Source organism: Sinorhizobium mexicanum (genome assembly GCF_013488225.1).
In the GTDB taxonomy this organism is placed as follows: domain Bacteria; phylum Pseudomonadota; class Alphaproteobacteria; order Rhizobiales; family Rhizobiaceae; genus Sinorhizobium; species Sinorhizobium mexicanum.
Window position 1 is genome coordinate 856,518 of record NZ_CP041238.1, and the last position, 20,603, is coordinate 877,120.

At 59.7% G+C, this 20,603-nt stretch carries 25 protein-coding genes, 1 tRNA gene and 1 pseudogene; 17 read left to right on the plus strand and 10 right to left on the minus strand.

Annotation, left to right across the window (positions count from 1 at the left end; all coding sequences use genetic code 11):
* Positions 1 to 112 precede the first annotated feature (112 nt).
* Positions 113 to 1,156 (minus strand): Fe(3+) ABC transporter substrate-binding protein, encoded by a 1,044-nt coding sequence (locus tag FKV68_RS03975; RefSeq protein WP_180940240.1) that lies wholly within the window; start codon positions 1,154 to 1,156, stop codon positions 113 to 115.
* A gap of 190 nt (positions 1,157 to 1,346) precedes the next feature.
* Between FKV68_RS03975 and rirA the strand changes: the two genes are divergently transcribed.
* On the plus strand, positions 1,347 to 1,811 hold the full coding sequence (gene rirA / locus FKV68_RS03980) for an iron-responsive transcriptional regulator RirA (RefSeq protein WP_180940241.1): 465 nt from the start codon (positions 1,347 to 1,349) through the stop codon (positions 1,809 to 1,811).
* 38 nt (positions 1,812 to 1,849) lie between these two features.
* On the opposite strand, the gene FKV68_RS03985 is transcribed toward rirA, so the two are convergent.
* Complete coding sequence (locus tag FKV68_RS03985; RefSeq protein WP_180940242.1) at positions 1,850 to 2,239, minus strand: response regulator; 390 nt, start codon at positions 2,237 to 2,239, stop codon at positions 1,850 to 1,852.
* Between the two features lie 80 nt (positions 2,240 to 2,319).
* On the minus strand, positions 2,320 to 3,033 hold the full coding sequence (locus FKV68_RS03990) for a helix-turn-helix transcriptional regulator (RefSeq protein ID WP_180940243.1): 714 nt from the start codon (positions 3,031 to 3,033) through the stop codon (positions 2,320 to 2,322).
* Between the two features lie 538 nt (positions 3,034 to 3,571).
* On the opposite strand from FKV68_RS03990, the gene FKV68_RS03995 reads away from it, so the two are divergent.
* The 8 genes from FKV68_RS03995 to FKV68_RS04030 all read left to right on the plus strand — a co-directional run bounded on the left by FKV68_RS03995 (position 3,572) and on the right by FKV68_RS04030 (position 11,307).
* Complete coding sequence (locus FKV68_RS03995) at positions 3,572 to 5,167, plus strand: ABC transporter substrate-binding protein (RefSeq protein WP_180940244.1); 1,596 nt, start codon at positions 3,572 to 3,574, stop codon at positions 5,165 to 5,167.
* A gap of 97 nt (positions 5,168 to 5,264) precedes the next feature.
* Positions 5,265 to 6,269: an ABC transporter permease subunit gene (locus FKV68_RS04000; RefSeq protein WP_180940245.1), complete on the plus strand. Its 1,005-nt coding sequence runs from the start codon at positions 5,265 to 5,267 to the stop codon at positions 6,267 to 6,269.
* 10 nt (positions 6,270 to 6,279) lie between these two features.
* Positions 6,280 to 7,191 carry an ABC transporter permease subunit gene (locus FKV68_RS04005; RefSeq protein WP_180940246.1) on the plus strand — a complete coding sequence of 304 codons (912 nt, stop codon included), beginning with the start codon at positions 6,280 to 6,282 and terminating at the stop codon, positions 7,189 to 7,191.
* Positions 7,191 to 8,207 (plus strand): ABC transporter ATP-binding protein, encoded by a 1,017-nt coding sequence (locus FKV68_RS04010; RefSeq protein ID WP_180940247.1) that lies wholly within the window; start codon positions 7,191 to 7,193, stop codon positions 8,205 to 8,207. Before FKV68_RS04005 ends, FKV68_RS04010 begins: the two co-directional genes overlap by 1 nt.
* On the plus strand, positions 8,204 to 9,154 hold the full coding sequence (locus FKV68_RS04015) for a peptide ABC transporter ATP-binding protein (RefSeq protein WP_180940248.1): 951 nt from the start codon (positions 8,204 to 8,206) through the stop codon (positions 9,152 to 9,154). The genes FKV68_RS04010 and FKV68_RS04015 overlap by 4 nt, the downstream gene beginning before the upstream one ends.
* Before the next feature lie 131 nt (positions 9,155 to 9,285).
* Entirely contained in the window at positions 9,286 to 9,630 is a 345-nt protein-coding gene (locus FKV68_RS04020; protein WP_180940249.1) for a RidA family protein, read from the plus strand.
* Between the two features lie 258 nt (positions 9,631 to 9,888).
* Positions 9,889 to 10,059, plus strand: coding sequence for a hypothetical protein (locus FKV68_RS04025; protein ID WP_180940250.1), 171 nt, complete (start codon positions 9,889 to 9,891; stop codon positions 10,057 to 10,059).
* Between the two features lie 120 nt (positions 10,060 to 10,179).
* Positions 10,180 to 11,307 carry an AI-2E family transporter gene (locus tag FKV68_RS04030; RefSeq protein WP_180940251.1) on the plus strand — a complete coding sequence of 376 codons (1,128 nt, stop codon included), beginning with the start codon at positions 10,180 to 10,182 and terminating at the stop codon, positions 11,305 to 11,307.
* A gap of 142 nt (positions 11,308 to 11,449) precedes the next feature.
* Here FKV68_RS04030 and FKV68_RS04035 read toward each other — a convergent pair whose 3' ends face one another.
* Positions 11,450 to 12,247: a response regulator gene (locus tag FKV68_RS04035; protein WP_180940252.1), complete on the minus strand. Its 798-nt coding sequence runs from the start codon at positions 12,245 to 12,247 to the stop codon at positions 11,450 to 11,452.
* A 187-nt stretch (positions 12,248 to 12,434) separates the two neighbouring features.
* On the opposite strand from FKV68_RS04035, the gene FKV68_RS04040 reads away from it, so the two are divergent.
* Positions 12,435 to 12,629 carry a NepR family anti-sigma factor gene (locus FKV68_RS04040; RefSeq protein WP_425347618.1) on the plus strand — a complete coding sequence of 65 codons (195 nt, stop codon included), beginning with the start codon at positions 12,435 to 12,437 and terminating at the stop codon, positions 12,627 to 12,629.
* A 201-nt stretch (positions 12,630 to 12,830) separates the two neighbouring features.
* On the opposite strand, the gene FKV68_RS04045 is transcribed toward FKV68_RS04040, so the two are convergent.
* On the minus strand, positions 12,831 to 13,079 hold the full coding sequence (locus tag FKV68_RS04045) for a glycine zipper domain-containing protein (RefSeq protein ID WP_180940253.1): 249 nt from the start codon (positions 13,077 to 13,079) through the stop codon (positions 12,831 to 12,833).
* Positions 13,080 to 13,483: 404 nt separating this feature from the next.
* Here FKV68_RS04045 and FKV68_RS04050 point away from each other — a divergent pair, with 404 nt between their 5' ends.
* Both FKV68_RS04050 and FKV68_RS04055 read left to right on the plus strand, forming a co-directional pair.
* A complete protein-coding gene (locus FKV68_RS04050; protein WP_180940254.1) occupies positions 13,484 to 13,837 on the plus strand; it encodes a hypothetical protein in 354 nt (117 codons plus the stop codon).
* A complete protein-coding gene (locus FKV68_RS04055) occupies positions 13,834 to 14,031 on the plus strand; it encodes a CsbD family protein (protein ID WP_180940255.1) in 198 nt (65 codons plus the stop codon). Before FKV68_RS04050 ends, FKV68_RS04055 begins: the two co-directional genes overlap by 4 nt.
* A 73-nt stretch (positions 14,032 to 14,104) precedes the next feature.
* On the opposite strand, the gene FKV68_RS32975 is transcribed toward FKV68_RS04055, so the two are convergent.
* Complete coding sequence (locus FKV68_RS32975; protein ID WP_245181702.1) at positions 14,105 to 14,464, minus strand: hypothetical protein; 360 nt, start codon at positions 14,462 to 14,464, stop codon at positions 14,105 to 14,107.
* A gap of 66 nt (positions 14,465 to 14,530) precedes the next feature.
* Here FKV68_RS32975 and FKV68_RS04065 point away from each other — a divergent pair, with 66 nt between their 5' ends.
* The 3 genes from FKV68_RS04065 (at position 14,531) to FKV68_RS04075 (ending at position 16,670) form a co-directional block, all read left to right on the plus strand.
* Positions 14,531 to 14,695: a DUF1328 domain-containing protein gene (locus FKV68_RS04065; RefSeq protein ID WP_153438296.1), complete on the plus strand. Its 165-nt coding sequence runs from the start codon at positions 14,531 to 14,533 to the stop codon at positions 14,693 to 14,695.
* 151 nt (positions 14,696 to 14,846) lie between these two features.
* The gene (locus FKV68_RS04070; RefSeq protein ID WP_180940256.1) at positions 14,847 to 15,347 is read left to right on the plus strand and encodes a TIGR00645 family protein; all 501 of its coding nucleotides are present in this window, start codon (positions 14,847 to 14,849) and stop codon (positions 15,345 to 15,347) included.
* Positions 15,348 to 15,416: 69 nt separating this feature from the next.
* Complete coding sequence (locus FKV68_RS04075) at positions 15,417 to 16,670, plus strand: NAD(P)/FAD-dependent oxidoreductase (RefSeq protein ID WP_180940257.1); 1,254 nt, start codon at positions 15,417 to 15,419, stop codon at positions 16,668 to 16,670.
* A gap of 109 nt (positions 16,671 to 16,779) precedes the next feature.
* Here the strand turns inward: FKV68_RS04075 and FKV68_RS04080 are convergent.
* Positions 16,780 to 17,534: pseudogene (locus FKV68_RS04080) on the minus strand (IS5 family transposase).
* A gap of 248 nt (positions 17,535 to 17,782) precedes the next feature.
* Between FKV68_RS04080 and FKV68_RS04085 the strand changes: the two are divergent.
* Positions 17,783 to 18,052, plus strand: coding sequence for a hypothetical protein (locus tag FKV68_RS04085; RefSeq protein ID WP_180941592.1), 270 nt, complete (start codon positions 17,783 to 17,785; stop codon positions 18,050 to 18,052).
* Positions 18,053 to 18,346: 294 nt separating this feature from the next.
* Here the strand turns inward: FKV68_RS04085 and FKV68_RS04090 are convergent, their stop codons facing one another.
* Together FKV68_RS04090 and FKV68_RS04095 are read right to left on the minus strand one after the other, a co-directional pair.
* A complete protein-coding gene (locus FKV68_RS04090) occupies positions 18,347 to 18,901 on the minus strand; it encodes an MgtC/SapB family protein (RefSeq protein WP_180940258.1) in 555 nt (184 codons plus the stop codon).
* Between the two features lie 194 nt (positions 18,902 to 19,095).
* Complete coding sequence (locus FKV68_RS04095) at positions 19,096 to 19,392, minus strand: hypothetical protein (protein WP_180940259.1); 297 nt, start codon at positions 19,390 to 19,392, stop codon at positions 19,096 to 19,098.
* Between the two features lie 456 nt (positions 19,393 to 19,848).
* Between FKV68_RS04095 and FKV68_RS04100 the strand changes: the two genes are divergently transcribed.
* Positions 19,849 to 20,214 (plus strand): hypothetical protein, encoded by a 366-nt coding sequence (locus FKV68_RS04100; protein ID WP_245181267.1) that lies wholly within the window; start codon positions 19,849 to 19,851, stop codon positions 20,212 to 20,214.
* Positions 20,215 to 20,285: 71 nt separating this feature from the next.
* On the opposite strand, the gene FKV68_RS04105 is transcribed toward FKV68_RS04100, so the two are convergent.
* Positions 20,286 to 20,359 (minus strand) — tRNA-Gln (locus FKV68_RS04105).
* Positions 20,360 to 20,603: the final 244 nt, after the last annotated feature.

The following is a 20,603-nucleotide window of genomic DNA, read 5'->3' on the forward strand; positions in this document are numbered from 1 at the left end:
TTGCTGTCGCTGCGTGATTCCTTAGAGCGGAATCGCTTTAAGGACGAAATCATGTACTGCAGCGTCCTTTGCGCGTCTGGTAAGATGCGCGGCGCTGCAGTAATTTCTCCGCTCAATCCTGCGGGCCGTCGTTGAAACCGACCTTGTCGACCAGTTCCGACGCCTTCTTGCGGTTGGCCGCGATGTCGGCAAGCGGCAGCGTATCCGGCTTGATCGCGCCGAAGGACTTGACGATTTCGGAAGGCTCGGCGCCCGCGAGCACCGGGTATTCGAAGACCTGCTCCGCATAGATCTTCTGCGCTTCGCCTTCGGACAGGAATTCCATCAGCTTGAGGGCGTTATCCTTGTTCGGTGCGTTCTTGGCGAGCGCCATGCCGGAGATGTTGACATGGGTGCCGCGATCCTTGCTGTTCGGGAACAGGACCTTGATGGCGGCCGCCCATTCCTTCTGTTCGGGCTCCCTTTCGTTGGTCATCATGAGGCCGACGTAATAGGTGTTGCCAAGGGCGAGGTCGCATTCGCCGGCAAGAATGGCCTTGGCCTGGTCACGATCGCCGCCATCTGGCTTCTTGGCGAGGTTGTTTCTGAGACCGGTCAGCCACTTCTCCGTTTCGGCTTCGCCGTGATGGGCAACCATCGAGGCGAAGAGACCGATATTGTAGGAGTGCTGGCCGTCACGCGTGCAGATCTTGCCCTTCCACTTCGGATCGGCGAGCTCTTCGTAGGTGATGTCGTTCTCGGCCACGCGTTCCTTCGAGGCGTAGACGACACGACCGCGCGTCGTCAGGCCGAACCAGTTGCCGTCGGGGTCGCGGAAATGCGCCGGAATATCCTTGTTGATCGTCTCGTTGACGACCGGCTGCGTGACACCGGCGTCCTTCGCTTCGGTGAGGCGGCTGATATCGACGGTCAGGATAACGTCGGCAGGAGAGTTTGCGCCTTCCGCCTGAATGCGCTCGACAAGGCCCTTGTCGAGGAAGAGCACATTGGTGGTGATGCCGGTCTCCTTGGTAAAGGCGTCCAGCAGAGGCTGGATCAGATCCGGCTGGCGATAGGAATAGATGTTGACTTCGCCATCAGCCCAGACGGGCGCGGTCGAAGCGAACAGCGTCGCCGTTACCGACAGTGCCCCGATCATCGCTCTTGACATGCGCATGGTGCTCTCCGTTTTCGTTTTGCATGTAACTTAACAAAATTGGTCATCTTTTTGACGCCGCGCGCACGGACAGTCAACTGCGAAAAGGTAGCCGTCAATCAGAAGTGATTTTTGCTGTTTTTGGAATTGTTCCAAACTGCGATCCGTCCTATATGATGAAAAGATGAATTTCTCGATCCCGGAGTGAATTATGCGTCTGACGAAGCAAACGAACTACGCGGTTCGCATGCTGATGTACTGTGCTGCGAACGGCGAGAAGCTCAGCCGCATCCCTGAGATCGCCAAGGCCTACGGTGTCTCCGAGTTGTTCCTGTTCAAGATTTTGCAGCCGCTGACCAAAGCGGGCCTGGTGGAAACCGTGCGCGGCCGCAATGGCGGTGTACGACTGCCGAAGCCGGCATCCGAAATCAGCCTCTTCGACGTCGTGAAGGTCACCGAGGACAGCTTTGCCATGGCGGAATGCTTCGAGGCCGGTGAGATCGACTGCCCGCTGGTGGATAGCTGCGGTCTCAACGCGGCCCTGCGCAAGGCGCTGAATGCCTTCTTCGAGGTGCTGGATGGCTATTCGATCGACGATCTGGTCAAGGCCCGACCGCAGATCAACTTCCTGCTTGGCCTTGACGAAAAGGCACAGGTGCGCACGTCGGCGGCTTGATTTCGACCCTCATGGCGGCCGTACTGCCTCGGCCGCCCTCACTCTTCCGGCAGATATTCCCTCAGGATGAATTCGATCGCCGTCGGATCGATTTCCGATTTGTCGATGCGAAAATCCGCACCGTATTCTTCCAGGCTTTGGAAGTAAGGGTCGCCCGGCGAGGACGATATGACGCCGATCGGGCCAATGAAGCCCTGATGTCTCAGCGTGGGAACGGTCTCGCGAAAATCACCGCGAGGGTGCACGAGATTGTCCAGCAGAACCATCGAGACCGGTTTGCCGGAAAGAAGGAAAGCGATCGCGCTGTCCATGGTTCGGCAGTAGTGCAATTCGATGTCGATGCTGTCCACTTTCCTGATCAGCGCACTGAGGATCAGGTTTTCCGCCGGGTTGTCGTCAACGAGCAAGATGTGGGCTTTTCGTATCATGACCGTTCACATCCCTGATTGATCGGCGGCCCTGCGGAAAGCATGCCGCTCGCGTAGTTCTGCCGGTCCCGCCGACAACTTCACTGGATAATCTGTTCTCGTATCGCTTTCGCGACCATTTGCGTCCGGTTGACCACATCGAGCTTCTTGAGGATCGTTGCGGTATGGGAATTCACGGTGTGCTCCGAGACCGAGACAATCAGGGCAATCTCGCTGGCCGTCTTTCCGTGCGAAATCCACTTGAGTATTTCGGTTTCCCTCGGCGTCAGACCCATGCCGGCCTTGTTGGCGAGCGTCGCCCGATAGAAATAGTCGAAGGCAGATGCGGCGCTGTAGCACAGTTCGTAGTGCTCAGCCTGCTCGATGTCCTCGCCATCGCCGAGGAAGAGCACGGCATAGCGCGCTCCCGTCGTCGCCGCGTTGACCGGCACGCAAAGCAACAGCTCGAAACCGAGTTGGGAAAGGAGACCCTGGCCTGATCCCAGCGTCGAATCCTCCGCGCGCCACACCGACGAAATATTCGAGACGTGCAAGGCCCTGTAGACGAAGGAATCACCGAAACGGTGACGCTTGTCGTATTCCTCGGTGAGACCGGAGGGGAGGTCGTGGAGGACCAGTCGACTGGAAAGCATGCAGGCGTCATTCTCGTTGCCGAGCTGCAGGATGCCGAAATGCCCAAAGCCGAAGCGCAGTGCCAATGTGTGGAAAATGCGGAAGAAATCCACACGGTTGAGCGCCTTTTCAAGCTCCTCATGAAGGTCGTACCGCCTGTGATTTTCCTGCAAGACTGCCACGCGCCGGCTATCTCCCCATAGCCGCGCGGCAGCTTGACGGCCAGCCTGACATGGACCTTAGCGCCACGTCGCCGGCCAAATCCTCTACCTGGACATTACCCACGCCGAATGTTCCCCCGAAATCCGTATGCATTCTATTGCACGACAGGCTTCGCGTTTCTACTGCACTATTTTGGGGTTTAACGGGCCCGGCCAAGCGACATTCGAGCTCCTGCAACGCGCTTTGCTCGCGTGGTTGGCCCACCCGTATGGTGCGTCTTTCTGGCGCGCCGGGTGCGAAAACGCTGTCATTTTTTTGTCCGGACGGTAAACGTGCCCTTGAACGCGGCGATCTGCCGAAGCGGATGCAACGGGCTCGTGTTGGAAATCGTGGACAGTCGCGCAAGCTCTACTTAAGGAAGAATTTTTCGCATAGACAAATTTCTGCAGTGACTTATTGCATTGCGACGCCAAATGTCGTTCCATCCGCCCTTGACCGGGTGTAAATGTCCGCGTCAGGCAAATACGAGAACAAAAAACAAATCTGGGAAGCAAGCTCATGAAAAAGCTCACTACTCTCTTCGCAGCGACGGCGCTTGCCACGCTGATGGCCGGCTCCGCCTGGTCGAAGACCCTGGTCTATTGCTCCGAAGGCTCGCCCGAGGGGTTCGACCCGGGTCTCTACACGGCCGGCACGACCTTCGATGCGTCTTCGCGTACGGTGTACAACCGCCTCGTCGAATTCAAGCACGGCAGCACCGAGATCGAGCCGGGCCTCGCCGAAAGCTGGGAGATTTCCGCCGATGGCACTGAATATACGTTCAAGCTGCGTCCGGGCGTAAAGTTCCAGACCACCGAGTTTTTCACCCCGACCCGCGATCTCAACGCAGATGACGTCATCTACTCGTTCGAGCGCCAGTACAAGACCGACAACCCGTGGAACAAGTATGTCGCCGGTGCGTCATGGGAATATCTGGCCGGCATGGGCTTCCCCGACCTTTTGAAGTCGATCGAGAAAGTCGACGATCTGACGGTCAAGTTCGTTCTCAATAAACCGGAAGCGCCGTTCATGGCCGACCTGGCGATGGATTTCGCGTCGATCCTGTCGAAGGAATATGCCGATAAGCTTCAGGCCGACGGCAAGATGGAACTGATGAACCAGCAGCCGCTCGGTACCGGTCCGTTCAGCTTCGTCGCCTACCAGACGGATGCTGCGATCCGCTACAAGGCAAACCCGGACTATTGGGCGGGCAAGCAGCCGATCGACGATCTGGTCTTCGCCATCACGCCTGATGCAGCCGTGCGCGCTCAGAAGCTGAAGGCCGGCGAATGCCACATCATGCCGTATCCGAACGCGGCCGATGTCGAGGGGCTCAAGGCTGATTCAAACCTCAACGTCTCGGAACAGGAAGGCCTGAACGTCGCCTACGTCGCCTATAACACCCTGGTCGCTCCGTTCGACAAGCCCGAAGTGCGCAAGGCCCTGAACATGGCCGTCAATAAGGACGCGATCGTCGAGTCGGTCTTCCAGGAAGCGGCAACGGTTGCCAAGAACCCGATCCCGCCGACGATGTGGTCCTACAACAAGGCTGTCGAGGACGACAAATACGATCCGGAAGGCGCCAAGAAGATGCTCGAGGCTGCCGGCGTTTCCGGTCTCAAGATGAAGCTCTGGGCGATGCCCGTTGCTCGTCCCTACATGCTGAACGCGCGCCGCGCCGCCGAACTCATTCAGGCGGACCTGGCCAAGATCGGCGTTGACGTCGAGATCGTGTCCTACGAATGGGCCGAATATCTCAAGCTCTCGTCCGACAAGGCTCGTGACGGTGCCGTCATCCTCGGCTGGACCGGCGACAACGGCGACCCGGACAACTTCCTGCACACCCTGCTCGGTTGCGCTGCTGTTGGCGGCAACAACCGCGCTCAGTGGTGCAACAAGGAGTTCGACGACCTCGTCAACAAGGCAAAGGTAACCTCCGACGTCGCCGAGCGTACGAAGCTCTACGAAGAGGCTCAGGTGGTCTTCAAGCGTGAAGCTCCCTGGAACACGCTCGACCACTCGCTCGTCGCAATTCCGATGAGCAAGAAGGTAACCGGCTTCGTGCACGATCCGCTCGGTTACCACCGCTTTGACGGCGTGGATATCGCCGAGTAATTTTAGAACAATCGAATGCATGCCGCCAACGCGGCTGCGATTTGCCGGCGGCTCGAAGAGATTCGGGCCGCCGGTTTCAAAATTGGACTAATCGCCCATGTTGCGCTTCATCTTTGGACGCCTCGCGGTGCTGATCCCCACCTTCATCGGGGTATCGATCATCGCCTTCTCCTTCATCCGCCTGTTGCCCGGCGATCCCGTCATGTTGATGTCCGGTGAACGGGTCATGTCACCGGAGCGGCATACCGAGCTCATGCATCAGCTTGGCCTCGACCGACCGATCGTCGTCCAGTATCTGGACTATCTCGGCGGCCTCGTTACCGGTGATTTCGGCAGTTCGATCGTGACAAAGAGGCCGGTGATCGACGACTTCCTCAATCTCTTCCCGGCAACGCTCGAGCTTTCTCTCTGTGCCATCATTGTTGCCGTCTGTCTGGGCATACCGGCGGGCGTGCTTGCTGCGGTCAAGCGCGGTACCTGGCTCGATCAAAGCATTATGGGCGTGGCGCTCGTCGGCTATTCCATGCCGATCTTCTGGTGGGGCCTGCTGCTCATCATCTTCTTCTCCGGCTATCTCGGCTGGACGCCGGTCTCGGGCCGTATTTCGCTGATGTATTTCTTCCCGTCGGTCACCGGCTTCATGCTGATCGACAGCTTGCTTTCCGGTGAGTCCGGGGCTTTCAAGTCGGCGCTCACCTATCTCATCCTGCCGACGATCGTGCTCGCGACGATTCCGCTCGCCGTGATCGCGCGACAGACCCGTTCGGCGATGCTCGAGGTTCTCGGTGAGGATTTCGTGCGCACCGCCCGTTCGAAGGGGCTCTCGCCGTTCCGCATCATCGGTATCCACGCGCTCCGCAACGCCATGATCCCGGTTATCACCACGATCGGTCTCCAGGTCGGTGTTCTCCTTGCCGGAGCAATTCTGACCGAGACCATTTTCTCCTGGCCGGGCATCGGCAAGTGGATGGTGGATTCGGTCTTCAAGCGCGATTACGCCGTCGTCCAGGGCGGGCTGATGCTGATCGCCGGTGTCATCATGATCGTCAATCTGATTGTTGACCTGCTCTACGGGCTCGTCAATCCGCGTATCCGGCGATAGGAGGCGGGCCATGGCTGCTATCGAAACAAAATCCGCCGTCGAGGTAAAAACGTCTGCGCCGCCTTCCGGCCTTTCCGAGTTCTGGTTCTACTTCTCGCGCAACAAGGGTGCCGTCATCGGCCTGATGATCTTCCTGATCATCCTTTTCCTGGCCGTGTTCGCGCCGTTCGTGGCACCGCACAATCCGAGCATCCAGAACCGCGAACTGCTGCTCCTGCCGCCGGTCTGGCAGGAGGGCGGAACAGCCGGCCACCTCCTCGGAACCGACGCGGTGGGGCGAGACATTCTTTCCCGCCTGATCTATGGCGCGCGCTTCTCGCTGTTCATCGGTCTCGTCGTCGTTACCCTGTCGGTGATCTCGGGCGTTCTCATCGGCCTTGTTGCAGGTTATTTCCGCGGCAGGGTCGACACGTTCATCATGCGCATCATGGACATCATCCTGGCCTTTCCGTCGCTGCTGCTGGCGCTCGTGCTGGTGGCTGTTCTCGGTCCAGGCCTGTTGAACGCGATGATCGCGATTTCGCTCGTCAACCAACCGCATTTCGTGCGCCTGACGCGGGCATCGGTGATGACCGAACGCACCAAGGAATATGTGATCGGCTCGCAGGTCGCCGGCGCTGGCACGCTGCGGCTGATGTTCCTGACGATCTTGCCGAACTGTCTGGCGCCGCTTATCGTGCAGGCGACGCTTGCCTTTTCGGCGGCGATCCTCGACGCCGCCGCGCTCGGCTTCCTCGGCATGGGTGCCCAGCCGCCGACGCCGGAATGGGGTACGATGCTCGCCGAAGCACGCGAATTCATTCAGCGCGCCTGGTGGGTCGTGACCTTCCCCGGCCTCGCCATTCTCATCACCGTGCTTGCCATCAATCTGATGGGCGACGGTCTGCGCGATGCGCTTGATCCCAAACTGAAGAGGTCATGATGCCCCTTCTCGATATTCAGAACCTCACCGTCGAGTTCGAAACCTCGTCCGGCCTGTTCCGCGCCGTCGATCGCGTTTCGCTGACCTGCGACAAGGGAGAAATCCTATCGATCGTCGGCGAGTCCGGCTCCGGCAAATCGGTCTCCATGCTGGCCATGATGGGCCTGTTGCCGTGGACGGCGAAGATCACCGCCGATCGGCTGGTGTTTGATGGACGCGACCTGTTGTCACTGACGCCCAAGCAGCGGCGCAAGATTATCGGCAAGGACATCGCCATGATCTTCCAGGAGCCGATGTCGAGCCTCAATCCGTGCTTCACCGTCGGCTTTCAGCTCGGCGAGACGCTGCGCATCCATATGGGGCTCAACCGGGCGGAACGCCGCAAGCGTTCCATCGAGCTCCTGAAACTCGTCGGCATCCCGGCGCCCGAGGAGCGGCTGTCGAATTTCCCGCATCAGATGTCGGGCGGCATGAGCCAGCGCGTGATGATCGCCATGGCGCTTGCCTGCAATCCGAAGCTCCTGATTGCCGACGAACCGACGACGGCGCTCGACGTGACCATCCAGGCCCAGATCCTCGATCTGCTCGTACGCCTGCAAAAGGAAAACGACATGGCGCTCGTGCTGATCACCCATGACATGGGTGTCGTGGCCGAAACGGCCGAGCGGGTGCAGGTACAGTATGCCGGACAGAAGGTCGAGGAGCAGCCTGTCGCGGACCTCTTCCGCGATCCGCACCACCCCTATACGGCAGCGCTGCTGTCATCGCTGCCCGAACGCGCGACGATCGGCGGCCGCCTGCCGTCGATCCCGGGCGTCGTTCCGGGCCAGCATGACCGGCCGGCGGGCTGTCTTTTCTCGCCGCGCTGTTCCTACGCCACCGAACTTTGTTCGCGCACCGTCGAACGGCATGGCCCCGAGCTCGGCAGCGTGCTCTGCAACTACCCGCTCTTCAATGGCGTGCCGCGTGGCCATCCTGTGAAATCCAACGAACATGCAGGGGAGGCAGCGCGATGAGCGAACCGGTCTTGCAGGGAAACGATCTCTCCCGTTTTTATTCCGTGTCTCGCGGCGCCTTCAAACCGTCCGCGACCGTGCGCGCCCTGAACGGCGTGACCTTCAGCCTGCATTCCGGCAAGACGCTTGCCGTCGTGGGCGAATCCGGCTGCGGCAAGTCCACGCTCGCGCGCCTCGTGACGATGATCGAGGACCCGAGCGGGGGCGAACTGCTGATCGACGGCAAGCCGGCCCGTGTCGGCGACCGGTCGTTGCGCAGCCTCGTGCAGATTGTCTTCCAGAACCCTTACGGTTCGCTCAATCCGCGGCAGAAGGTCGGTGCGATCCTGGAAGAGCCGCTGAAGATCAACACCTCCGACGATGCCAAGACCCGGCGCCGCAAGGTTGAGGAGATGATGACGAAGGTGGGCCTCCGGCCCGAGCATTACGATCGCTATCCGCACATGTTCTCAGGCGGCCAGCGCCAGCGCATCGCCATCGCACGCGCGCTGATGCTCAGGCCGAAGGTGCTGGTCCTCGACGAGCCGGTCTCCGCTCTCGACCTCTCCATCCAGGCTCAGGTGCTCAACCTGCTGATGGATCTTCAGCGGGAAATGGGGCTCGCCTACCTTTTCATCTCGCACGGCCTCTCCGTCGTACGCCACATCGCCGACGAGGTGATGGTGATGTATCTCGGCCGTCCGGTCGAGACGGGAAGCGCCGAGGAGGTCTTCGCCAATCCCAAGCATCCCTACACGGCCGCCCTTCTTTCGGCTACGCCGGTCGCCAATCCGGAAGGCAAGCGTCAGCGCATCCAGTTGCAGGGCGAGCTTCCTTCGCCGCTGAAGCCTCCGTCCGGCTGTCATTTCAATCCGCGTTGCTGGCGCGCGACGGAAAAATGCCGCTCGGAGACCCCGGAGCTTGGCCCCGAGGCTCATCGCTTCGCCTGCTTCCATCCCTTGGATTGAGCCTGACGCGGCCGCTGACCATGCGTTCGCGGCCGCGTCCTTTTCATCGGGTATAGTCCGCCGACACGGTTTCCCTTCGGAGAAATCTGGGATAGATCCTCACTCCCGCAAATCTTTTCAGGATGACGACAATGGAAATCAAGCGCTTTGAAACCGGCCCGCGGATGAGCCAGGCTGTGGTCTACAACAACACGGTTTACCTGGCCGGCCAGGTCGGCAACGCCGGTGACGACGTCGTCACCCAGACGAAGCAGGCACTTGCCGAAGTCGATCGTCTTCTCGCCCTCGCGGGCACGGACAAGACGCGCATCCTTTCGGCAACGATCTGGCTCGCAGACATGGCCGACTTCGCCAAGATGAATTCGGTTTGGGATGCCTGGGCCCCGCAGGGCCACACGCCCGCCCGTGCCACTGGCGAAGCCAAGCTCGCAACGCCCGAATACCTCGTCGAAGTCATCGTCACTGCTGCGGCATAATTCTTCCGTTTTTGAGATTTTGGCTGAATTGAAGCGCGCCGTCGTGCCCTGAGGTATGGCGGCGTCTTGCTTCAGCCCCGAGCACTCTTCGCCCCTGCAGCGCCGTGGATCTTTTCGGACGGGCAAGGGACGCTGTAGCGCTTTGAATTTCTGCGCCTTTTTTATCCTTAGATCGGCTGCGATTAAAGGACGCATGCAGTAGGAACCAAGCACTCGTTCGGACGTTTATCGGTCGTTCCGTAATGGAAGGAATGACCAATGCTCTACTGGCTGCCACGGTTTTTCGTCTTGGCGCTGGCCGGGATCGTGATCGGTTTCGGCCTCATGCCGGAGACCACGGATGAAGTAGCGCGCACGCTGCTATTGATCGTTCTGGGATTGGGCCTGCTCTCCCTGACGCTCCACATATTTCCGCCCGAACAGCACTGAGCGACGCCTTGGGCGAAAGGCGGATGCGCGGGCGTGGGGCGAGGGCGGATCGTTCCGGATTCGCGGTCTGATCTATGGCATTGCCGACGTTGTGAACCGCAGCAGAAAAGAAGGACGCCGATGGAAACAGCGAGGCATATCGCCGAGCGCAAACGGAAGCGCCGCGTGGACAAGGAAATCGCCCTGGCTTCATCATCGACAGGCGCTATCCCAAAGCGCAACGGCATTGAGCCTGCGGTCGCGCTAAGCACGGTCGGCCTCTTCATCATCGCCTCTTCGGCGGCAGTCTATTCCATGGAAGCGATCCTGATGCCGATCACGCTGGCGATTGTCGTTGGCATCGTGCTGGGCAGGGCGGCCGACGAATTGGAGAGATTCGGCCTGCCTCCGATCTTCGGCGGGCTTCTGCTAGCGTTTCTCTTCGTGTTCGGGCTGTCGTCGTTGGTGAATGCACTTCTCGGCCCGATCACCGATGTGGCGCGTGAGGCGCCTCGGCTGGCCGAGGGCGTCATGGATCGCATATTGCCGTTCATCGAGCGGTTCACTTGGTTAAGAATGGCGCTGATACGCAATGCCGACCAGAACGCACTTGCCGACACCCTCGTAAAAAACGCTGGTCCGGTGCTCGGAACCGTTGCAGCAGGCTTGACGCCGGCACTCGTCCAGACACTGATTTTTCTGGCCGCCCTTATCCTTTTCCTTCTAGGCCGCCTTCAGCTACGTTGCACCATCATCCTTGCCTTTGCGAGAAGAGAGCATCGCTTGAACGCGATCCGGATCATGAACGCGACCGAGGATGCACTCGCCCAGTATTTTTCGACGGCGAGCCTCATCTATCTGGCGCTCGGCGTGATGACGATGGTGATCGCGCTTGTCGGCGGATTGACCATGGCACCGTTGTGGGGGCTGTTTGCCTTCGTGTCGAGTTTCATTCCCTATCTGGGCGTGACCTTCATGACGCTATCGCTGCTCGTTGGCGGATTGATGACGCATGACACGCTGCTTCTGGGGATTGCGCCCGCTGTCGCCTTCTTTCTCGTGCATCTGCTCATGGAAAATCTCGTCGTGCCGGCGATCCTCGGGCACCGCTTCGAGGTCAATCCGTTTCTGATCTTCGTCGCGATCATTTTCTGGACCTGGATGTGGGGTGCCGTCGGCGCGCTCCTGGCGCTACCCCTGTCGCTGATCGCCATGACCATATTCGACCAGGTGCGCGAGGCGCCTCCGGACCGGCAGTTGCCGGAGTGACGTCGGACCCGATACCGATAGCTGGCGGTGCATACCGCTGCAGCACGGCGCGTCTTTCCGACGTTCAAAGATCGCTGTAGCGCTTTGAATTGCCGGATGTTTACCCTCAAATCGGCTGCGATTTAAGGAAACATGCAGTAGTTTACGGGCGCCCGGTGCGCGCCTGTTCGTCGAAGAACAGGGCCTGGCTGATCAGTGCTTTCACCATTTCCGGATTGAAGGGCTTCGTTACAAGAAAAGCCGGCTCCGGCTTCTTGCCCGTCAGGAGCCGCTCGGGGAAGGCCGTGATGAAGATCACCGGCACGGTGGTTTCCGCCAGGATATCGTTGACGGCGTCAATACCGGAACTGCCGTCGGCGAGGTGGATATCGGCAAGCACCATCTTCGGCGATGTCGTCCGATAGAGTTCGAGCGCCTCGCGATAGGTTCGTGCGATCCCGGTGACGCGATGGCCGAGGCTTGTCACCATGTCCTCGATATCCATTGCGATCAGCGGTTCGTCTTCGATAATCATGACCTCCGTCGCCACCTGACGCGAAATCTCCTGTGACGCCCCGGCGAGAAGAGTGGCGAATGCACCTGGTTCGAGATTCATAATTTCGGCCGCCTCGCTCGTCGAAAAGCCTTCGACGGCGATCAGCAGGAACGCCTGGCGCGGCGCCGGTGCGATCAGCGACAGATTGGCCGCGGCCTTGCGCTCCCAGGCGAAGGGGGACGCCAATTGCGTGCGATCGATTTCCAGCGTGTCGAACAGGGTGCAGAACAGCTTATAGAGGCTGATTCGATCGTTGGGGGTGGTTGGAAAGAGGCTGATATCCTCGATCAGCGCCTCGAGAACAGCAGCAACATAGGCGTCGCCCGCAGCTTGCGAGCCTGTGACGGCGCGAGCAAACCGTCGCAGATAGGGAAGGTGTGGCGCAATCCTGGTGGAAAGTGACATTTAGGTTTTCCTAAACTATTGTGCCGGTATGGTCCCGGTCTTGCGGACAATGGGCGTGCAGCAAGATACGACAATGTTTTGAGCACGTCTTTCGGATTATGGAAAGCCTAGAGTAAGCGGATGACGGGCATATGGGACAGGAACGGCCGGAGCAGGGGACCAGGCCTTTGGCGCGCGGAAGCGGAAAATGAATGAGCCTTCCGGCCGGCGCAAGGCGCAGCGCGCTGCCGCCAGGCGTCCTTTGATGGCGGATCCGAGCACGCAGATCGCCTCGAAATTGAGGGCGCTTTACCAAGCCTTGGAAAACGAACCGATTCCGCATCAGTTCATTGAGTTGCTCGAGCGTCTTGACGCGGCCGAGAGCGCACAGTTGCCGCGCTGATCTCCGCCGTTCCGTTGGGGCTTCGCACGGCACATCACGACAGGCGCGGCTTGTGGTGGCGACCCGGCGGCAATTGCTCCATGGGCGGCCGGGTCTCGCGCCTTATCAGAGGCACAAGCGACGCCGTAACACTTTGAATTGCTGCATGTCTTTATTCTTGAATCGGCTGCGGTTCAGGAAACATGCAGAGGCCTATCCCAATCAGCAACGCGCGGTATAGCGGCGGCCGTAGCGGTCGCGATAGTAACAATAACCGGGCTCGTTCGCACGGCCAATGAGGGCGCCGGCAACACCGCCGACGGCGGCGCCGACAGCGGCTCCCCGAACATCATTCGTTATGGCGCCACCGATGATACCGCCGGATGCTGCGCCGATTGCAGTACCTTTCTCCGTTGCCGTGCAGGCAGCAAGGGGAAGGATCAGGCTTGCGACGAGAAGGATCTTCTTCATGGTGCGTTCCTATCCAAGGTTGGTTACTGAACTGCGGGAATAGCAAGCCGTGTCGTACGACCGGACACAGCGACCGTCGTGGAAGACGTCATGAGTAGGGCTCTCGTCCTGACCTTTCGCGATGCCGGCGATCACCGAGCGTTTCCGCTGTCTTGGGGCTGGTCGCACCCAGCGCTGTCGGCCCTCTCATTCCTGTCTCCGTGAATATCGCCGCTGCTGCGACGCTCGTCAATGTTGCGCAAACGCGGATTGCCGCCTTTTTGTTCCGCAGTTCCGGTGCTGACGCGCGTGATGGTTGCTGCGTCTTCGACATTGATGCCGAGCAAGAAGCCCCGGCGGAGCCATGGAACCTGCAACGGGCTTTTGCCGTTTGTTCTGCGTGTCGGCGTCCAAGGAGCGCGGAAATGGAACATGTTGCCGCCATCATGGTTCTCGTTGGCTGCATGCAGGAAACAACGGCGTGCCGGGAGGTGCCATCGCCGGTGGTCGCCTTCGAAACCGTCGAGGAATGCCACGCCCTGCTTCCTCCCGCGATGGAGGAGATCGGCAAGGTTTTCAGGACAGCATATGGCAAGTGCGCCGAGGTCGATCCTGCGCTCATCGTCGAGAGTGCAGTAATCGAGTGGACGATCACACCCGCGAGGAAACTTGAGGTGACCGTGACGCCCGAGGAAGAGCCTTTACGGTTGCGGGCCGTGTCCGTCCTTCGTCCGACGAGTGACTTTCCGCATCGAAGATCGAAAGGAGCGTATTCATGAACTGGGACATCATCGAAGGCCGGTGGACCGAATTCAAGGGCAAAGCCCAGGGGCAATGGGGAAAGCTCACCAACGACGATCTCGACGTCATCAACGGCAATCGGAAGGAACTCGCCGGGCGCATTCAGGCGCGTTACGGAATTGCCAAGGAAGAGGCCGAGCGTCAGATCGACGAGTGGGCATCGCGCCATTGACGGGCTGCCGTTGACGGGTTGACGAAATCTCCCGGCGGAGGTGACGCGCATCTTGCGATGACGCGTCACTCATTCATCCGTGGCTATTGCGTTCTGCTTTTTCCAGTGCGTCAAGAAGAGCCTGGAGACGCTTGTTGCTTTTCTCTTCCGTATGGATGTGAAGATCGCGCATCGTCCTGCCGATATGCAAATTATGGCTGCGCACCGCTGCATTGTGCCGGGCGACCTCGGTCACGGATTTCCATATATGTCGCGACGGAATCTTCATTGCGTTCCCAAGAGCTTTCGTTACCGGGACAACGCCAAGGCCTATCGAAGGTTCCTGGCGAATTTTGTTGCCATTTGCCGTTTTTGAACCATTTCTCGTTCCTTGGTTAACGAAAGGTTTTCGTTTCCGCCAAAAGCTTTTCGGCGTTGCCTCGATAGAAGACATGGAATCCGGAACAAAGGCGAACAGCTATGCGTTTCAAAATGACTAACGCAGACATGGAGATAATAGATGCTCTACTATGCTCTCGTCTTTCTGATTGTAGCCATCATCGCCGGCATTCTCGGCTTTGGTGGTATTGCCGGCGCTTCGGCAGGCATTGCTCAGGTCTTGTTCTTCCTGTTCCTCGTATTCTTGGTGATTTCGCTCATTGCCGGGCTGATGCGTAGAACCTGATGCGACAAATCCGAGGAGCTGAATGGTGAAAAAGGGTGAAGCAACATGCTTCGCCCTTTCCATTGTGAGCAATCTTCTGTTCCCTTGCCCTGGCCAATGCGCTTGGCTATTCATGCGGGTACCCGCCCATTGGTAGGAACAGAACAATCTCATGAAGTCCTTGGAACTCATCGTCGAGCGCATAATCCTTTCGAGCCGATGGCTACTGGTCGTCTTTTATCTCGGGCTGGTTGCAGCTCTTGCCCTCTACGGCATTTCCTTCATCTACAAGTTCCTGAAGGTTGCAGGTCTGGTCTTCGTCTACGACGATGCCCAGATGATATTGGCAATGCTTGGGTTGATCGACGCCGCGCTCGTCGCGAGCCTGATCGTCATGGTGATGATTTCCGGATACGAAAATTTCGTCAGCCGCTTCGACGAGGGTGAGGGCGAGGTCTCCTTCCTGGGCAAGCTCGATTCCGGCAGCCTGAAGATCAAGGTCGCCTCCTCAATCGTGGCGATCTCGTCGATCCATCTTTTGCAGATCTTCCTCAATGCCCAGCAGTTCACGAGCGAGAAGCTGATGTGGGCGACGATCATGCATCTGGCTTTTGTCGTTTCGGCCGTGCTCCTCGGTTCCCTGGAGCAGATCATGAGCAAGTTGAAAAAGTAGCGGCGCGACTGCTGCAGCCAGCCTCAGGCGCCTGCGGCGGATTTCTGGGCGAGTAAGCGGGGCACTGGCATGAAGACTGACGTAGTGGTTCTGGGCGCCGGCATTGTCGGCATTTCCGCCGCCATCCACCTGGCACGACGCGGGAAATCGGTGGTGCTTCTCGATCGGCGCGGTCCCGGAGAAGAGACCTCCTATGGTAACGCCGGCCTTATCCAGCGCGAAGGCGTCTTTCCCTACGGCTTTCCGCATGATTTCGGTGCGCTCTTCCGCTATGCGCTGAACAACACCATCGACGCTAGCTATCATTTTCGCGCGCTGCCGGGGCTGGTGCCCTTTCTGGCGCGCTATTGGTGGCACTCCGGCTTCACCCAACACCAGAGGATCGCGCATCTCTATGCGCCGCTGATCGAAAACTCGATCGCCGAGCACCAGGACCTGATCGAGGCCTCCGGTGCCGGGGACCTCATCCGCAAGGACGGTTGGATGAAGGTGTTTCGCACGGAAAAGGAGCGCGACGCCGCCTACAAGGACGCGGAAAAACTCTCCGCCGGTTTTGGCGTCAACCACCAGAAGCTGTCGACAAGCGAACTCAAGACCATCGAACCATCCATCCGCGTCGAGCTCGCCGGCGGGCTGCGCTGGACCGACCCCTGGTCGATCCGCGATCCGCACAGCCTCAACAAGGCCTATCTTACCTATTTCCAATCGCTCGGCGGCCGGCTCGTCTCGGGCGACGCCGCGACGTTGGAGCACATTCTGGAGGGCGCCGGCTGGCGGGTCGCGACACCGGAAGGTCCGCTCGAAACCCGCGAGGTGGTGGTGGCGCTCGGTCCTTGGGCGGATACGGTGACGCGTAAGCTCGGCTATCATTTTCCGCTCGCGGTCAAACGCGGCTACCATATGCATTATGGCGCCCAGGAAGGGGCAACGCTCAATAACTGGGTGCTCGACGCCGAAAAGGGCTACTTCCTGGCGCCGATGCTGCGCGGGATCCGCTTGACGACGGGCGCAGAATTCGCCCTGCGCGACGCGCCGAAAACGCCCGTGCAGTTGACCAGGGCCGAAAGGGTCGCGCGCGAGTTCTTCCCGCTGGCCGAACGGCGCGACGAGGAGCCCTGGATGGGGGCGCGGCCCTGCACGCCCGATATGATGCCGATCATAGGCAAGGCACCGCGGCACGAGGGCCTCTGGTTCGCCTTCGGCCATGCGCACCACGGCATGACGCTCGGCCCGGTCACCGGCCGGGCGCTGGCCGAAGCGATGACCGGCGAAAAGACCGTGATCGACATCGCTCCCTATCGCCCCGAGCGCTTTCTCGCCTAAAGCGCATCGCATTCAAACGGCCTCATGCGACGCGCGTTAGGTCTTTGAGGCATGTCGTTGTCCAAAAACCTCTGCGCACTTTTTGGGCGACATCCATTAGGCTCCAGACTCAATTGGTCCACCAGATGATGATAGCGGCGATGTGGACGGCAGCCTGGAAGTTTGTGGCGAGCTTGTCGTAGCGGGTGGCGATCCGCCGCCAATCCTTGAGACGGCAGAACATCCGCTCGATGACGTTGCGCTGGCGATAGGCCGTTGCATCGAAGGGATGGCGGCGCTTTCTGGTCGGGTTGTTGGGAATGACCGGAATGGTGCCGCGTGCGGTCAGATACTGGCGCAGGGCATCGCTGTCGTAAGCGGTGTCGGCGGCGAGGAAATAGGCGGGTGGCAGGTGCTGGAGTAACGGCACGGCGGCGCGCACATCGCCCATCTGCCCCGGCGAGATCTGCAGGCCGAGCGGCCGGCCGCGCCCGTCTACGACGGCGTGGATTTTCGTCGTCCGGCCGCCGCGGGAGCGACCAATCGCCTGCGTCTGCGCCCCCCTTTTCCACCAGCGGCGGAGCGATGGACCTTCGCGGTGGTACTGTCGATCATCTGCATATCGCATGGACTGGCCGCGACCAGGGCCGAAAACAGCTTCTGCCACAGGCCGCGGCCGGCCCAGCGATGAAAGCGGTTGTAAATCGTGGTTGGCGGGCCATAGACGGCCGGGCAATCCTGCCAACGGCAGCCGACACGCAACACATGGACAATGCCGCTGATGACGCGGCGGTCATCGACCCGGCGCGCACCGGGCCGGTTCTTCGGCAGCAGCGGTTCGATCACGGACCATTGCTGATCACTTAGCCAGAATTCGCTTCCCATGCCTCACCTCCGCTATTTCGGAATAGAATCATGAAAATCAAACGCCATCAATAGGCTGATTGAGTTTTAACCCTAGGGCGATGAATTCCCCCCGGCGGCGTCGCGCTGCCGTTTGTTGTCGCGCTGTGGAACCAAACGGCCGCTCAGATGTTTCGCGGGTGGCTGAAGGCGAGGGTTCGGTTCGCTGGTGGCCGCCCAGCGAAAATTGCCCGGCGCTCCGCGAGCCGTCGGGAAGGAGTTTCACACCTATGAGCAAGCAGACGATAGAATTCGCCGGCGAGGCGGTCGGCGCACTGATACCTGACAACGGACAATTGCGTTTTGTCGCTGTCAAATACAGTGTGTGGCCGCTGGACGGCCAAGTATTCCAAACGCCCGAAGATGCCCGCCGGGCGGTCGCCATGCTGCAGACACATCGACAGAGGGGGCCTGCCATACGGAAGAATCCGCGTGCGGGCCAAGCCGCCATTCGAGGCCGTTCCGATCCGGAAGTTCCATCTGCTTTTCCCGGCCGTTAGAGCAATTCCAGGAAGAGTTTGCCATGGGTTCTCGTCAGAGGCCCAAAAGGGTTGTCTCAACCATTACAGCGCCGTGCGTCCTTCAGGACGCACAAAGGACGCTGTAAGTCTTTGAATCTATGCATCGTGCTTTCCGAAAATCGATTCCGATTTTCGGAAAGCACGATGCGCTAGGGTCCGTCGCGTTCATGATCCGAGCAATTCCAGGAAAAGTGTGTAACGGTTTTCCGTCCGGAATTGCGTAGTTTCAAAGGGTCAGATCATTTCACTATTTCAATGAAACAATGAAATGATCTAGCGTTCCTTCGAAACGGCGGCGGCGTCCCGAGGGGCGGCGGCGCGTTCGTCCGCCCCACCTTCGGACGATTCCGGCGGCTTCCAATGGAGAGCGACCTCCAGCCGCCAGAGGATGAAAAGCACCGCGAGGCTTGCACAGGCGGCGAACGCGGCGATAAGCCAGAAGCCAAAGCCGACGGACAGCCCCACCGCGCCAGCGAGCCACATCCCGGCTCCTGTGGTTAACCCTTTGACCTCGCCCCTTGAAAAAACGATCAAGCCGGCCGCGAGAAAGGCCACGCCAGCGGTGACGGCCTCCACGACCCTGATCGGATCAATCCGCACCGCTGGTCCCGAAAGGCTCGTCATATGCACGCTTTCCACCGCGATCACGGCGAAAATCGAGGAGGCGAGGCTGACGAGAATGTGTGTCCGGAGACCGGCCGGCCGCTGCCGTTGTTCCCGCTCGATGCCGATCAAGGCCCCGAAGAGGATAGCGCCGCAGAAGCGCGCGAATATGACCGGATAGGGAATCTGCGTTGGAGCAAGGATATCGGCGAGGATCTGTTCCATGAGCAGCGAAGCCTACTGCATGTTTCCTTAAATCGTGGCCGATCAAGGACAAACATGTAGCAAAATCCTACAGCGTCCTTTGCACGTCTGGTAAATGCGCGGCGCTGCAATCGAAATTTTCGTTCATCGTCCAATTCGATAGCCGGAACGGGGAGAACTGGTGCTCCCCGTTTTTTACAGTTCTTGGCCGAGGCTTATTGCGCCGGTTGTGCCGGCTGTGCCGGTGTAGTCTGCGGCTGTGGTGCCGGGCTTGCCGGCGGCGTCGACTGGTCCGAGGTTGCCGGCGGCGGCGTCGCCTCGTCTGTGTTCCTGCTCAATTCTGCGGGTAGCCAGGCGATCAGCGCCAGCACCAACCCCGCCAACAGAATGATCAGCAAGGGCCAACTGCTGCGGCCCGACAATTTGCCGCGCATCTCGGGATCCCGGGTCGTCGGCTGACCCGTCACAGGATCAATGAGCGGCTTGTCCTTCAATTCTTCATGCTGATTCATCGTATTCACGTCCTTTCTGGATCGGCGGCCGCTCGCCAAGCAACTACCGGCACGTGGCTCCCTAAATCGACGACGCCTTAAAGAGTGACTCCTCACCATCGCAAGTATAGTCGCGACATCGCCACGGCCGGTTAGAGCCACGGTAAAATATTGAAACGTTCCAGATCTTGCTAGGTTCCGTTGCAGGCGGCGCCAGCTACAATTTGCCTTGCAAACGTGCTTTAAAGATACGTGCTTTAACTGCGAAAAGCTCACACCGCCGCGCGGGCGCTGCATGCAAAGGCGGTGTCGACGGTGCGCGTTTTCTCGATCTCCATGACGCCAGGAGATCATGTCCGCTCCGCTCCGCGAAAACATTCGCCATATTGTCGAAGGCACCGGGCCGCTTGCGTCAGGGTACAGTTAAGCGCAATCTCGAACCGGCTGAATTACCGGTTCGTTCGAGGTGGGTTGGAAATGAGAGTCGTTGCCGTGTGGGTTCTGGCGGGCGCATTCCTCGCCACCGCGACAGGTGCGTCGTGGGCGGAGCCCTTGCAGACCGTCGAGGATGTGGGCGACGCTCTCGGCAAATGCTGGGCCCCGCCGCCAGAATTCAAGGACTCCTTCGTCACCTTGAAATTCGGCTTCAAGGGCAACGGAACGCTGATGGGCCCCCCGCAACCGACCGCGATCCGTGTCACCGGAGATGAAACGCAGCGCAAAGCCTTCGTGGCGGCGGCGACCGATGCGCTGCAGGGCTGCATGCCGCTGGAATTTTCGAAAGCACTCGCCGACGAGATCGCCGGGAATGTGTTTACGCTGCAGTTCAGGTCGGCGGAGTAGCTGCGCTGTCACGAAATGCCGCAAGCTGCGTTGTAAGTTGCAGATTGTCGCTAAACGGTGATCTTGGAGATTGGCTGGGGAACCTGGATTCGAACCAGGACTAACGGAGTCAGAGTCCGCTGGTCTACCGTTAACCTATTCCCCAAGGCTCGCTGGCGGAGCGTCGCCGCCGCGTCGGTGTGGCGGGCTTATAAACAAAAGAACGCCCGATGCAAATACCTTTTGGCAAAAAAATGCGACTGGCCTGTGGCCAGCCACTCTTTTCCACGCGCAAGGGCCGGGCAGGGCGCGGAAGGCCGGGAACCTGGTGGTGACCTGTACCCCGCAAGACTCGGAGCGGGCTCGGTTTGCGGCCGACAGGGGCGCACGTCTTATCACGCGTTCAAGGA

What these genes read in the sequence shown, in the direction of transcription:
- FKV68_RS03975 (WP_180940240.1), bottom strand. Translation starts at nt 1,156, where the DNA reads ATGCGCATGTCAAGAGCGATGATCGGGGCACTGTCGGTAACGGCGACG.
- rirA (WP_180940241.1), top strand. Translation starts at nt 1,347, where the DNA reads ATGCGTCTGACGAAGCAAACGAACTACGCGGTTCGCATGCTGATGTAC.
- FKV68_RS03985 (WP_180940242.1), bottom strand. Translation starts at nt 2,239, where the DNA reads ATGATACGAAAAGCCCACATCTTGCTCGTTGACGACAACCCGGCGGAA.
- FKV68_RS03995 (WP_180940244.1), top strand. Translation starts at nt 3,572, where the DNA reads ATGAAAAAGCTCACTACTCTCTTCGCAGCGACGGCGCTTGCCACGCTG.
- FKV68_RS04000 (WP_180940245.1), top strand. Translation starts at nt 5,265, where the DNA reads ATGTTGCGCTTCATCTTTGGACGCCTCGCGGTGCTGATCCCCACCTTC.
- FKV68_RS04005 (WP_180940246.1), top strand. Translation starts at nt 6,280, where the DNA reads ATGGCTGCTATCGAAACAAAATCCGCCGTCGAGGTAAAAACGTCTGCG.
- FKV68_RS04010 (WP_180940247.1), top strand. Translation starts at nt 7,191, where the DNA reads ATGCCCCTTCTCGATATTCAGAACCTCACCGTCGAGTTCGAAACCTCG.
- FKV68_RS04015 (WP_180940248.1), top strand. Translation starts at nt 8,204, where the DNA reads ATGAGCGAACCGGTCTTGCAGGGAAACGATCTCTCCCGTTTTTATTCC.
- FKV68_RS04020 (WP_180940249.1), top strand. Translation starts at nt 9,286, where the DNA reads ATGGAAATCAAGCGCTTTGAAACCGGCCCGCGGATGAGCCAGGCTGTG.
- FKV68_RS04025 (WP_180940250.1), top strand. Translation starts at nt 9,889, where the DNA reads ATGCTCTACTGGCTGCCACGGTTTTTCGTCTTGGCGCTGGCCGGGATC.
- FKV68_RS04030 (WP_180940251.1), top strand. Translation starts at nt 10,180, where the DNA reads ATGGAAACAGCGAGGCATATCGCCGAGCGCAAACGGAAGCGCCGCGTG.
- FKV68_RS04035 (WP_180940252.1), bottom strand. Translation starts at nt 12,247, where the DNA reads ATGTCACTTTCCACCAGGATTGCGCCACACCTTCCCTATCTGCGACGG.
- FKV68_RS04040 (WP_425347618.1), top strand. Translation starts at nt 12,435, where the DNA reads ATGAATGAGCCTTCCGGCCGGCGCAAGGCGCAGCGCGCTGCCGCCAGG.
- FKV68_RS04045 (WP_180940253.1), bottom strand. Translation starts at nt 13,079, where the DNA reads ATGAAGAAGATCCTTCTCGTCGCAAGCCTGATCCTTCCCCTTGCTGCC.
- FKV68_RS04050 (WP_180940254.1), top strand. Translation starts at nt 13,484, where the DNA reads ATGGAACATGTTGCCGCCATCATGGTTCTCGTTGGCTGCATGCAGGAA.
- FKV68_RS04055 (WP_180940255.1), top strand. Translation starts at nt 13,834, where the DNA reads ATGAACTGGGACATCATCGAAGGCCGGTGGACCGAATTCAAGGGCAAA.
- FKV68_RS32975 (WP_245181702.1), bottom strand. Translation starts at nt 14,464, where the DNA reads ATGTCTTCTATCGAGGCAACGCCGAAAAGCTTTTGGCGGAAACGAAAA.
- FKV68_RS04065 (WP_153438296.1), top strand. Translation starts at nt 14,531, where the DNA reads ATGCTCTACTATGCTCTCGTCTTTCTGATTGTAGCCATCATCGCCGGC.
- FKV68_RS04070 (WP_180940256.1), top strand. Translation starts at nt 14,847, where the DNA reads ATGAAGTCCTTGGAACTCATCGTCGAGCGCATAATCCTTTCGAGCCGA.
- FKV68_RS04075 (WP_180940257.1), top strand. Translation starts at nt 15,417, where the DNA reads ATGAAGACTGACGTAGTGGTTCTGGGCGCCGGCATTGTCGGCATTTCC.
- FKV68_RS04085 (WP_180941592.1), top strand. Translation starts at nt 17,783, where the DNA reads ATGAGCAAGCAGACGATAGAATTCGCCGGCGAGGCGGTCGGCGCACTG.
- FKV68_RS04090 (WP_180940258.1), bottom strand. Translation starts at nt 18,901, where the DNA reads ATGGAACAGATCCTCGCCGATATCCTTGCTCCAACGCAGATTCCCTAT.
- FKV68_RS04095 (WP_180940259.1), bottom strand. Translation starts at nt 19,392, where the DNA reads ATGAATCAGCATGAAGAATTGAAGGACAAGCCGCTCATTGATCCTGTG.
- FKV68_RS04100 (WP_245181267.1), top strand. Translation starts at nt 19,849, where the DNA reads ATGAGAGTCGTTGCCGTGTGGGTTCTGGCGGGCGCATTCCTCGCCACC.